This is a genomic window from Streptomyces sp. NPDC051173 (assembly GCF_040689515.1).
In the GTDB taxonomy this organism is placed as follows: Bacteria; Actinomycetota; Actinomycetes; order Streptomycetales; family Streptomycetaceae; genus Streptomyces.
Genome location: NZ_JBFBBD010000015.1, coordinates 87,299 through 99,059 on the forward strand (window position 1 = coordinate 87,299; position 11,761 = coordinate 99,059).

The 11,761-nt window shown below is 71.8% G+C and carries 10 protein-coding genes; 7 read left to right on the forward strand and 3 right to left on the reverse strand.

All coding sequences use genetic code 11. The features are described from left to right. Positions 1-12 precede the first annotated feature (12 nt). Positions 13-966, forward strand: a complete 954-nt coding sequence (gene ligD / locus AB0435_RS11860; RefSeq protein ID WP_366002656.1) for a non-homologous end-joining DNA ligase — start codon at positions 13-15, stop codon at positions 964-966. A 3-nt stretch (positions 967-969) separates the two neighbouring features. Here the strand turns inward: ligD (AB0435_RS11860) and ligD (AB0435_RS11865) are convergent, their stop codons facing one another. Continuing rightward, positions 970-1,872, reverse strand: a complete 903-nt coding sequence (gene ligD, locus AB0435_RS11865; RefSeq protein WP_366002657.1) for a non-homologous end-joining DNA ligase — start codon at positions 1,870-1,872, stop codon at positions 970-972. Between the two features lie 32 nt (positions 1,873-1,904). Between ligD (AB0435_RS11865) and AB0435_RS11870 the strand changes: the two genes are divergently transcribed. Continuing rightward, complete coding sequence (locus AB0435_RS11870) at positions 1,905-2,915, forward strand: Ku protein (RefSeq protein ID WP_366002658.1); 1,011 nt, start codon at positions 1,905-1,907, stop codon at positions 2,913-2,915. Between the two features lie 18 nt (positions 2,916-2,933). On the opposite strand, the gene AB0435_RS11875 is transcribed toward AB0435_RS11870, so the two are convergent. Then, positions 2,934-5,651, reverse strand: a complete 2,718-nt coding sequence (locus tag AB0435_RS11875; protein WP_366426792.1) for an AAA family ATPase — start codon at positions 5,649-5,651, stop codon at positions 2,934-2,936. Between the two features lie 410 nt (positions 5,652-6,061). Here AB0435_RS11875 and AB0435_RS11880 point away from each other — a divergent pair, with 410 nt between their 5' ends. Genes AB0435_RS11880 through AB0435_RS11900 form a run of 5 tightly spaced genes read left to right on the forward strand, consistent with a single transcriptional unit; the run spans position 6,062 to position 10,414 of the window. Further along, positions 6,062-7,591 carry an ATP-binding protein gene (locus tag AB0435_RS11880; protein ID WP_366002660.1) on the forward strand — a complete coding sequence of 510 codons (1,530 nt, stop codon included), beginning with the start codon at positions 6,062-6,064 and terminating at the stop codon, positions 7,589-7,591. 4 nt (positions 7,592-7,595) lie between these two features. Next, positions 7,596-8,003 (forward strand): roadblock/LC7 domain-containing protein, encoded by a 408-nt coding sequence (locus AB0435_RS11885; RefSeq protein ID WP_361534179.1) that lies wholly within the window; start codon positions 7,596-7,598, stop codon positions 8,001-8,003. Beyond that, positions 8,000-8,365 carry a DUF742 domain-containing protein gene (locus tag AB0435_RS11890; protein WP_366426793.1) on the forward strand — a complete coding sequence of 122 codons (366 nt, stop codon included), beginning with the start codon at positions 8,000-8,002 and terminating at the stop codon, positions 8,363-8,365. Before AB0435_RS11885 ends, AB0435_RS11890 begins: the two co-directional genes overlap by 4 nt. Beyond that, complete coding sequence (locus AB0435_RS11895; RefSeq protein ID WP_366002662.1) at positions 8,346-8,984, forward strand: ATP/GTP-binding protein; 639 nt, start codon at positions 8,346-8,348, stop codon at positions 8,982-8,984. The genes AB0435_RS11890 and AB0435_RS11895 overlap by 20 nt, the downstream gene beginning before the upstream one ends. Further along, positions 8,981-10,414 (forward strand): cytochrome P450, encoded by a 1,434-nt coding sequence (locus AB0435_RS11900; RefSeq protein ID WP_366002663.1) that lies wholly within the window; start codon positions 8,981-8,983, stop codon positions 10,412-10,414. Before AB0435_RS11895 ends, AB0435_RS11900 begins: the two co-directional genes overlap by 4 nt. Here AB0435_RS11900 and AB0435_RS11905 read toward each other — a convergent pair. Beyond that, positions 10,306-11,487, reverse strand: a complete 1,182-nt coding sequence (locus AB0435_RS11905; RefSeq protein ID WP_366002664.1) for a hypothetical protein — start codon at positions 11,485-11,487, stop codon at positions 10,306-10,308. The two genes, AB0435_RS11900 and AB0435_RS11905, sit on opposite strands and share 109 nt — an antisense overlap. Positions 11,488-11,761: the final 274 nt, after the last annotated feature.

The following is an 11,761-nucleotide window of genomic DNA, read 5'->3' on the forward strand; positions in this document are numbered from 1 at the left end:
ATCATCGAAGACATGGGCGCCCCCATCCCCGCGATCCAGCCGATGCTCGCCACGTCCGCCCCGCTGCCGGCCAAGGGCGACGACGCCGAGTGGGCCTTCGAGGTCAAGTGGGACGGCGTGCGGTGCGTGGTCGAGGCGCCCGGCGACGGGAGCCTGCGGCTGGTCACACGCGCGGGCAACGACGCGACCGTCACCTATCCCGAGCTGCGCGCGCTCGGCGAGCGGTTCCGGCGCCGGGCCGCGGTCCTCGACGGCGAGGTGGTGGTGCTCAACGCCCAGGGGCAGCCGGACTTCGGGCTGTTGCAGCGCCGGATGGGCGTGCTGAACCCGCGCCGCGCGGCACAGCTGGCCATGGAGTACCCCGTCCATCTGATGCTGTTCGACGTCATGTTCCTCAACGGCCGGCCCCTGCTGGCCACCCCCTACCGCGACCGCCGGGACACCCTCGCCGCGCTGGGCCTGGGCGGGCCGCACTGTTCGGTGCCCGCCCACATGGAGGGGCACGGGCGGAGGGCGTGGCAGGCCACCTTGAAGGCGGGCTACGAGGGCGTCGTCGCCAAACGGCTGGCCTCGCCCTACACCCCGGGCGTCCGCTCACCCGAATGGCGCAAGACCAAGCACGTGAACACCGTCGACGTGATCATCGGCGGCTGGACGGAGGGCCGCGGCATGCTCACCGGGCTGCCCGGCGCCGTCCTGGTCGGTCTTCAGGAGCCGGCCGGGCTGCGCTGCGTCGGCTCCGTGGGCTCCGGCCTGTCCGAGCGGGAGCGGCGGGAGCTCGCCCGCTATCTGGAGGTGCTCGCGCGCCCCGGCCCGCCCTTCGCGAGCCCGGTGGACGTACCGGCCGCGCACTGGGTCGAGCCCAAGCTGGTCGCCGAGATCACGTTCTCCGGCTGGACCCCCGCGGGCCACCTGCGGCACCCCGTCTGGCACCGGCTGCGCCCGGACCTGACCCGGCTGGGGTGACCGTCAGGGCAGCGCGGCGCGTGTGGCGTCGCCGGTGAGCGGGGCCAGCAGGTCCCCGTAGTCGGCGACGCGGTCCAGGACCTGCTCGGGGGTGAAGGCGAGCGCGCCCGGATCGCGGCAGGCCGCGACCTCGTCCCAGGTGACCGGGGCTGCCACGCCGGGCCGGTCGCGCAGCCGGACGGTGTAGGGCGCGGCCGTGGTCTTGGCGCTCGCGTTCTGCGACCAGTCGATGAGCACCTTGCCCCGGCGCTCCACGCGGGCCATGGAGACCACGACAAGACCGGGGTGTTCGCCCATCATGCGGGCGGCCAGTTCCTTGGCGTAGGCGGAGACCGTACGCCCCGGGGCGGGGTGCAGCGGGGCGTAGAGGTGCAGGCCCTTGGAGCCGGAGACGACGGCGTGGGCGGTGAGGCCGTCGTCGTCGAGGAGCTGGCGCAGCCGCTGGGCGACGCGGCAGCAGACGACCAGGTCGGCGCCCGGCCCGGGGTCGAGGTCGAGGACGAGGCGGTCGTGCGCGCCGGGCCCGGCGGCGGCCGTCCACTGGGGCACGTGGAACTCGTACGCCCCGAGGTTGGCCATGGCGATCAGGGCGGCGGTGGAGTCGACGACGACCTGCTCGGTGACCCCTTCGCGGTGTTCCACCGGGACGAGGCGCACCCAGCCGGGCGCCCCGCCGGGCGGGTTCTTGGCGATCCAGGACTGGCCCTCCGGCCCCTCGGGCGCGCGGACGAAGGACGCCGGGCGGCCGGCGGTGTGGGGCACCATCACCGCGGCGACCTCGGCGTAGTAGCGCAGCACTTGGGCCTTGGTGTGCCCCGTGGCGGGGAAGAGGACGCGGTCGAGGTGGGTGAGGGCGAGCCGGTGCCCCTCGATCTCCACCGCCTGCCTCTCCGAAGATGCGGGCATAAGGTAGGAATTCCCCTCGGAGGGAAAAAACTATGCGAACCATGTGGAAGGGTGCGATCGGCTTCGGGCTGGTCTCGGTGCCGGTACGGCTCTACGCCGCGGTCCAGGAGCACGGCGTCAAGCTGCACCAGGTCCACGACGCGGACGGCGGGCGGATCCACCTGAAGCGGGTCTGCGACGCCTGCGGCGAGCAGGTCGACTACGAGCACATCGCCAAGGGCTTCGAGGACGACGAGGGCCACACCGCCGTCGTCACCCAGGAGGAGCTGGCGGGACTGCCGCTGCCCAGCAAGAAGCTCATCGACGTCCTGGCGTTCGTCGACGCGGGCCGCATCGACCCGCTCCAGCTGACGAGCTCCTACTACCTGGCCCCGGAGAGCGCCGCGGCGAACAAGCCGTACGTCCTGCTGCGCGAGACCCTCAAGCAGACCGACCGGGTCGCCGTGACCAAGATCGCGCTGCGCACCCGGGAGTCGCTGGCGCTGCTGCGGGTCCACGGCGAGCTGCTGACCCTCCACACGATGTACTGGCCCGACGAGATCCGCGACAGCGCGGGCCTGGCCCCGCCCGGCTCGGTGACCGTACGGCCGCAGGAGCTGAAGATGGCCACGAGTCTGATGGACACGCTGTCCGAGGACTTCGACCTCGACGGGCTGGAGGACGAGTACGAGGTCGCCCTCGGCGAGCTCATCTCGGCCCACCTCTCCGACAGGCCCGCGCCGTCCAGGAAGGACACGGCTCCCGCGCCGGACAACGTCATCGACCTGATGGCGGCTCTGCAGGCGTCCATCGACACGGCCGCGAAGAAGCCCGCGGAGGGACCGGGGAGAGCCGGGCCCGCCCGGAAGGCGGCGCGGGCCCCGGCGAAGAAGCCGGACACGGGGAAGCGGGCGGCCGCCAAGAAGGCGGCGCCCTCGGCGGCCTCTTCCCGGGCCGGAAAGGCCACGGCGAAGAACACCGCCAAGAGCACCGCCTCCACGGGATCCACCGGCAAGGGAACGAAGAAGGCCGCCGCGAAGAAGACGGGCCGCCGCGCCTCCTGACGCGCTCCCCCGCCGGGCTCACCCCTGCGCTGTCACCGTCGACTCCACCTCCTCAGGAGCGGCGGCCAGTTCGGTCTCGACGCGGACCGTCTCGACCAGGCCGTCCGCGCCGCACTTCTCGGCCAGGTCCAGCCCCTCACGGAACCGCTCGGCGGCCTCCTCGGCACGGCCCGCCCTGCGCAGCGCCACACCGTGGTCGACCAGCGCGGCCGCGAACTCGTACACACACGGCGACCTGCGGAGGTGGGTCACGGCCTGGTCGAGCTTCACCAGTGCCTCGGCCGGCTCGCACACCGAGGCCGACCGGCGCAGCGCCTCGCCGACGGCGGTGTCGGTGCCGAACCGGGCGGCGTGCCGCAGCGCTTGGTCCACGAGCGACCGGGCGCGCTCGGGGTCCTCGGGCGCGATCGCGTCGGCCAGGTCGAAGGCCCACGGCGCCCAGAGGGTGTGGTGCCTGCCGCGCTCATCCAGCCTGCGGCCCGCCGCCTCCAGTTCGGCGACGGCCTCCTTGGTGCGGCCCCGGGCGAGCAGGAGCCGACCGGCCAGACAGGCGGCGTCCGGGATGACGATCGCCGGTGAGTAGGGCGCGCGGAATCCGTTCTCCTCGGCGACGACCTGCGCGGCCTCGACCTGACCGCGCGCCAGCAGGGTGTCGATCAGCAGGCAGGTGCCGTCCCACTGGATGGGCAGGCCGGGGCCGAGGCGGGCGGCCAGCTTGAGCCCGTTGCGGATCAGCTTCTCGGCCTCCACCAGCTCGCCGCGGCGCCGGTGTGCCAGGCCGAGGAAGTGGTGGGCGAACGCGAGGTGGGCGCCGCGCCAGCCGGAGAGCTCGAAGTCGTGCACGGCCTCGCTGAAGAGCTCCTCCGCGCGGTCGAGCCGGTCGGCGTAGGCGTAGGTGATACCGATCATGCTGGGGAGCTCGAAGCCCCACTGGCTGTTCGTCCAGTCCAGGCCCTTGGGCAGCCGCCCGTCCACCATGATGCGGTCGAGGAGTTCGACGACGTGGACGGCGTCCTCGCTGCGGATCATGCCGTCGAAGGCGCGGAGCGCGAGCAGCGCGCGCTCGGAGTTGTCCCGGCCGGGGAGGTGGTCGGCGAGCTCGGCGATCCGCCGCGACCGGCCCTGGGAGTCCTTCTCCTCGACCTGGATGCCCTGCCACAGATAGTGCGCGGCCTGGAGCCGCATCCTGCCCGGACCCGGCGGGGTGTGCTCGGCCTGTGAGGCGACCACTTGCGCCGCTTCCTGGAGCTGGTTGTTGTGGGCGTAGGCCTGGGAGAGCCGGAAGGTGGCGTCGACCCGCAGCTCGTCGGTGAGGTGCGGCAGGGCGAGCGCCATCCTGAGGTGGTTGACGGTGGTGGGCGGTGACGTCAGCAGGGTGGCGCAGCCCAGTTCGTAGAGCAGCGAGGCCCGCTCCTCCTCGGGCGGGGGCTCGTGCAGCGCGCGCTCCAGACAGCGGCGGGCCGCGTCGGGGGCGCCGACGGCGAGGTGCTCGCGGGCCGCCACCCGCAGCTGTGCGACCAGCTCGGCGTCGTCGTCCGGGTGGACCTCCAGCAGGTGGCGGGAGGCCGCGGCCGCGCCCTGTCCGGCGTCGGTGACCGCCCAGGCGGCCTGGCCGTGCATCGCCGTGCGGGTGGCCGCCGGGATCGCCCGGTAGAAGGCGGTGGCGATCAGCGGGTGGACGAACTCCAGGCGGTCGGCGCCGTTGAGGATACGGGCCTCGCGCAGCTTGTCCGCGCACTCGTCGGCCTGCGCGGGGCCCATGGCGGCGAGGTTCGCCGCCATGGTCGGCGAGATCTCGGTGCCGAGGACGGCCGAGGCGAACGCGAACCGCAGGACCGGGGCGCCGAGCTGCTCGACGGCGCTCACCAGACCGCTGCCCCGGGTCTCCGCGCCGAGGTCGCGCAGGAGGGAGGCGGACTCCTCGACCGGTTTCAGCTCGCGGTCGCGGGACTTGGCGATCAGCTCGACGGCCTCGTAGGGATTGCCGCCGGTGACCGCCCAGACCTCACGGCAGAACGGGGCGTCGGCCTTGTCGCCGTAGGACCTGTGCACCAACCGGGCGACGGCGTCGGGCGTCAGGGGCCGCAGCGCGACGGGCCGGGAGGAGCGGCCCTCCACCAGATCGCGGAACGCCGGTGTGTGCTCGGGCAGTTCGGCCGGGCGGTAGGCGATGACCGCGAGCATCGGCGTCTCGCTCAGCCGCGCGGCGAAGGAGGTCAGCCAGGCCAGCGACTCGGCGTCGGCCCAGTGCGCGTCGTCGATGACGAGGATCACCGACTCGTGGATGGCGGCGAGTTGGGTGATGAGCCAGTCGAGTCCGTCGCGGACGCCCTGGGGGTCCTGCGGCCCGATCGGCGGGGCGATGCCGAGCGCCGGGCCGGCGATGTCGTACCAGCCGCTGAGCAGCTCCTTGCGCGCGTCCGCCGACATCCCGGCGAGGAGCGGCTGGACCAGCTGCCGCACGACGTTGAACGGGACGGACTGCGCGGGCTCGCTGCCGCGGGCGAAGAGCACGGTGCACCGGCAGCTCTCCGCGGCGTACCGCCGGACCTCGGTCAGCAAGGCCGTTTTGCCGAGGCCCGCTTTGCCGCTGTAGAGCAGCAGGCCACCGAGCCGTGTCCTCCCTTCTTCGACGTGCCCGCACAAGCGGTGCACGGCCTGCACCGCGGTATTGAGCTCGAGCTCACGCTCGAACAGGGCGGCGGATGCGTTCTGTTCACTCTGAGGCCCTGACATGGCGTTGTCTCCCCGGAGGATGTGGTGGGGCGAGCCTAACCCCGTCCGCAGGACCAGGGGCAGCGTTCGGCAGAGGCACCACTCGGGAGCGTGACCTTCAGGCCGGAGCCGGTACCGGCTTGAACATGACGTCCGAAACCGATCGAAATTTTATTCAGGTAATTCGGAAGCACTTTCGGAATTTGCCTCGCAGGGCATTATGAAGGCTTTCGAATTCTCTCGTCAGGCCAATCAGCGAATATGACAACTTCACACGGGAGCGGCGCGCGACAGGCTACGCTCCAGACGCGCAACGGGTCGTGACGACCACGACACGCTGCGGACAAGTGCTGTGCTGCCGCCGTTCTCACAGGTCATGGAGAACGCTGCGCTCCGGCACCCACGCCTTCCGATAAGTTCCGAGGATCTCGATGGTTGGTACCGGTTCGTCTGTTCAACGGCGGCCCGTCTCCGCGCTGATATGGCTGATCTCCCCATTGGTGCTGGCGGTATGCACGGGAGCGGCGGTTTTCGCCGTGACGCCGGACGCCCGCGCACCGGTGGCCTGGTGCGGATCCGTCGCCACGGTGGCGGTGGCGCTGGCCGCCTCGGAGGCCGCCCGGCGGGGCCGGGTGATCGCCGCGCTGCGCCGCCGGTGCTCCGAGCAGGAGGCCACGCTCCGCCACCAGCTCGACGAACACGAGGCGGAGACACGGCGGTTGGCCAAGGAGCTGCTGCCCAAGGCGATCCGTCTGCTCCAGCGGGGGGAGCCGACCGAGGTCGTCCTGCGCCACACCCTGCCGGCCCACGACCTGGAGCCGGGGTACGCGACCGCGCACCGCTCGGTGCTGAGGTCCGTGATCGAGGCGGTGCAGGCCGAGGAGGGGCTGCGCGACTCCGCGCAGCGCGCCTTCGTCAACATCGCCCGCCGGGTGCAGGCCATCGTCCACCAACAGGCCTACGACATCCGGGAGATGGAGCACAAGCACGGCAACGACCCGGATGTCTTCGGCGATCTGCTCCACCTCGACCACGGCAACGCCCTGACCGGCAGGCTCGCGGACAGCATCGCGGTGCTGGGCGGCTCCCGCCCCGGCCGCCAGTGGAAGAACGAGATCCCCCTCTACAACGTCCTGCGCGGCGCCATGTCGCGGATCCTGGAGTACCGGCGGGTCGACCTGCACTCGGTGGCGGACGTCGCCGTGGTCGGGGCCGCCGTCGAGCCCGTGATCCACGCGCTGGCCGAGCTGCTGGACAACGCCACCCGCTACTCGCCCCCGCAGACCCGGGTGCACCTCACCGCCGTCGACATCCAGTCCGGCATCGCGGTGGAGATCGAGGACGCCGGCGTCGGCCTGACCGACGAGGCCCGCCGCCGGACCGACCGGGTGCTCAACCGCGAGGGCGCCCTGGACCTGGACGACCTCGGCGAGGCGCCGCGGCTGGGCCTGGCGGTGGTCAGCAGGCTCGCCCGCGACTACAACTTCCTGGTGTCGCTGCGGCCTTCCGCCTACGGCGGCGTGCGCGCGGTGCTGGTCATCCCCATGGACCTGATCACCGCGAGCAAGCACCCCGGCGGCGACATCGCGCGCGCCCCCAAGCTTCCCCCCTTCAAGTCCAAGCGGCGGCCCGGCCAGAAGATCCCCGCGCCCGGCCCCGAGGCACCGCCGCCGATGATGGAGCACCTCGTGCCCCCGCCGCTCGGGGACAGCGGGCTGCCCCAGCGCCGTCGGCGCCGCGGCCCCGCGCCGCTCCCCTTCGGCCGGGCGGCGGCCGCCCAGCGGGAACGGGAGCGGGAACGGGCCGAGACCGCGCGGCCGGTCCGGCAGGCCGACCAGGAGGAACCCCCCAAGCAGCCCGGCATGTGGCTGGGCGCCTTCACCAGAGGACTCAACGGGGAGCTCCCGGAGCCGGACGCCACCCGGCCGGACAGTGACACCCCATCAGACAAGGAAGAGTAGCCAAGTGACGCAGCCGCGGTTCAACATGGACTGGATGCTCAAGGACCTGGCAACCAGTGTTCCGCAGACCCGCCACGTGATCGTGCTGTCCTCGGACGGCCTGCGCATGGCTCAGCACGGCACGGATCCGGATGCCGCGGACCGCCTCGCCGCCGCCTGTGCCGGTCTGCAGAGTCTCTCGACGGCCATCGCCGCGGAATTCCCGCACGGGGACGGGCAGATGCGCCTGGTCGTCATCGAGGTCGACGGCGGATTCTTCTATCTGATGGCCGCCGGGGCCGGAGCCTTCCTGGCGGTGCTGGCCGACGACGACGTCGACGCCGAACTGATGGGCATGCGGATGCGGGACCTGGTGGCCCGCATCGGCTCGCACCTCACCAGCCCGCCGCGGGTCAGTGGGTCCATGACATGAACGGCGCCGGACCCGACCCCGCGACGGCGCCAGGCAGTCCGGACCGGCTGTACATCCTCACTGGCGGTCAGACGCGCGCGGAGAAGAAGGCGGAGCTCGACCTGGTGACGCTGATCGTGTCCCGGACGGAGACCGATCCGGGGCTCCAGCCCGAGCACGCCGCCATTGTCAGGATGTGCGACTACCCCCTGTCGGTCGCCGAGATATCGGCCTATCTGGAGCTGCCCGTCAGCACGCTGACGCTGCTGCTCACGGAGCTGCTGGCCGGCAGCCAGGTGGACGCCCGGCCGCCGGTGCCGGCGGCCGCGCTGCCCGACGTCCAACTTCTGGAGGCGGTGATGAATGGACTGCAAAGGCTCTGACGCTCGCGGCTCCGACACCCACGCGGGGCCACGCAGCGAGGACGTCCTGCCGGCCTCGGCCACCGCGGCCGTCAAGGTCGTCATCGTCGGCGGGTTCGGGGTCGGCAAGACGACCCTGGTGGGGGCGGTCAGCGAGATCCGTCCGCTGACCACCGAGGAGACGATGACCCAGGCCGGGGTCGGCGTCGACGACCTCGCCGGCATCGAGCACAAGACCGAGACCACCGTGGCCATGGACTTCGGCCGGATCAGCATCAACGAGCAGCTGGTGCTGTATCTGTTCGGCACCCCCGGCCAGGAGCGCTTCTGGTTCCTGTGGAACGGCCTCTTCGAGGGGGCCCTCGGCGCGGTGGTGCTGCTCGACACCCGGCGGCTGGAGGTCAGTTATGACGTGATCGGCCGGCTGGAGGAGCGCGGCGTGCCGTTCGTCGTCGGCGTCAACCGCTTCCCCGAGGCCCCCACCTACCCCATGGCCCAGCTGCGGGCCGCGATGGACCTCGACGATTCCGTGCCCATGGTCGAGTGCGACGCCCGGGACCGGGCGTCCTGCCGCGACACCCTGCTCACCCTCATGCGCTATCTCTACACCCTCACGACCGTCTCCCCGGAGCCCCAGTGAACCTCCCCCCAGAACACTCCCGCGCCGACGCTGCCGTCGCGCCTCCCCCCCAGTGCCCGGCGGCCCACGGCCCGGGCGGCGTCACGCGGCTCTACGGGCCGGAGGCCGAGAGCAACCCCATGGGGCTGTACGAGCGGCTCCGCAAGGAGCACGGCCAGGTGGCGCCCGTCCTGCTGCACGGCGACCTCCCCGCCTGGCTGGTCCTCGGCTACCGCGAGAACCTGGACGTGGCCCGCACCCCCTCGCGGTTCTCCCGCGACGCCCGGCTCTGGCGGGAGTCGCGGGAGGGCCGGCTCACCCCCGAGCACCCGCTGGCGCCGATCGCCACCTGGCAGCCCATCTGCGTCTTCGCCGACGGCCAGCAGCACGAGCGCTGGCGCGGCGCGGTCAACGACAGCATCGCGCGCTTCGACAGGCGCGGGATCCGGCGGTACGTCACCCGGTTCTCCAACGAGCTGGTGGACCGGTTCTGCCGGTCGGGCCGCACGGACCTGGTGCACCAGTTCGCCGAGCAGCTGCCGATGATGGCGATGACGCAGTTGCTCGGCATGCCGGAGGCGTACAGCCCGCAACTGGTCAATGCCGCCCGGGACATGATCAAGGGGACCGAGACGGCCGTCGCCAGCAACGAGTTCGTGCTGGAGACGCTCCGCAAGCTCGTGGCCCGCAAGCACGTGGAGCCAGGCGCCGACTTCACCAGCTGGCTGCTGGAACACCCCTCGGGGCTGACGGACGACGAGGTGATGCAGCACCTGCGGCTGGTGCTGATCGCGGCGTACGAGACCACGGCGAACCTCATCGCCAACACGCTGAAGATGGTGCTCACCGACGTCCGCTTCCGGGCCTCGCTCGCCGGCGGTCACATGACCCTGCCGGACGCGGTGGAGCAGGTGCTGTGGGACGAGCCGCCGTTCATCACCATCCTCGGCCGCTGGGCCACCCAGGACACCGAGCTGGCCGGGCAGCACATCAAACAGGGTGACGCCCTGGTGCTGGGGCTGGCCGCCGCCAACATGGACACGGTGGTCCGCCCCGACCCGGACACCCCCATCCACGGCAACCGCTCGCACCTGGCCTTCAGCGGAGGCCAGCACGAGTGCCCGGGCCAGGACGTGGGCCGGGCGATCGCCGACACGAGCATCGACGCGCTGCTCCTGCGGCTGCCCGACCTCACGCTGGCGGTGGAGGAGTCCGAGCTGAGGTACTCCTCGGCACTGATGTCCCGTCATCTGCTGGAGCTGCCCGCCAAGTTCACGCCCCGGGCCCCGGCCCCGCCGGAGGAGACCGGGGATCCCGGTCCGACGGGGTCGGACCGGGTCGTTCAGCCGGTGCAGCCGGTGGCCACGCCCGCTCCCCCGGCCCAGGCCCCGGCGTCGCGCGGGTCGTGGTCGTGGTGGCGGTCGTTCAGGAGCTGGCTGCGGCGCGGATAGGGATCGGTCTCCAGCTGTTCCCACCACCAGGCGATGGAGGGGACGGGCAGCGGTGCCAGGCTGTCGTCCGAGGGTTCGGACTTCCACCACCGGGCGACGGCCGCGCCGTACGGGTCGGCGTAGCGGGCGCACGCCGAGGCCCAGTCGAGGTGGCCCCGGACGAAGTGCGCCAGGGCCACCAGATAGCAGCGCAGCTCGACCCCGGCCCGCGGCCAGAGCTGATCGCGTAAGCGCAGGAAGAGGGTCATGACGCGGTCGCGCATCGCCATGGCCTCCTCCTGGGCGCGGGCGGGCTCGCAGTCCCGCTCCTGGGCGAGGACGTCGATCAGGTTGAGGTTGTCACCGGCCCGCTGGATCTCCTTGTTCCGTGAGTAGAAGTCGTTGTCCCAGGCCACGAGGGTCCAGGTCATCTCGGTGAGGGCCCGGACCTCGGGCCGGTCGAGGTCGTGGTCGTTGAGGTCGTAGCCGCCCGCCACGTCCATGAGGGCCGTGGACGGGGCCATCCCGATCGCGCGCATCCACATCGCGGCGTAGTCGCTGAGGGACGGCAGCGCCCGGTCACGGCGGCAGGCCGCTTCCCACACCAGACCGGACAGATAGGTGCGCATGCCCTCGGTCCAGCGCCGTAGCTGGCGGGGTGTGGCGTGCTCGACCAGCTCCGTGCGGATGGCGCGAAGTGCGGCCGCGTGGGGGGTGTCGTCCGGCCACTGCGGCGTGGGTGCCTCCAGGACGCGCATGATGCGTGAGGTCACATGGGCCAGGCCGTGAGCCGTCGCACCCGCCTCGTCGCAGACCGCGTCGTCGAGGGAGAAGAGCACCGAGTGCAGCTTCGCGACCACGCCCAGCGGGCCGGTCTGGCCGTAGGGCATGGTCCTGGCGGTCAGGCCGCCGAAGTCGCACCGGACGAGACGCTGCCGCTGGTGGGGCGGGGTGTCGAGCTCCCGTTCGAGCATCCAGTCCACCGAGGCGTCGTCGATCTCCCGGAGGCGGGGATGCGCGGCCGGCGGTATCGGGCAGTAGAAGGGCATGCTCTCCAAAGGCTGTACTGCGATGCGGTCTCGCACGCCTGTCACGCCGCCTCCCCGGGCCGACTCACAGCGTTCCTGTCCACTTTTGCGCGGTTACCTGCCCATGGTGGACCACGGATAACCCGCTGCACATACCCGCTCACACCTTTCCAGCGTGGGACGCAAGGTTCACACTGGACCGTTTTTGATCGAATCGAGCCAAAGGCATTTTCCAGGTGGGTAGGAACGGTTGAATATTGCGCGTCGTTGTCGGGGTTTTTTCCCGAGCGGCCTGCACTGTTCGAAGATCCCCGGGATGGCCGGAACTCGCGCACGCGTA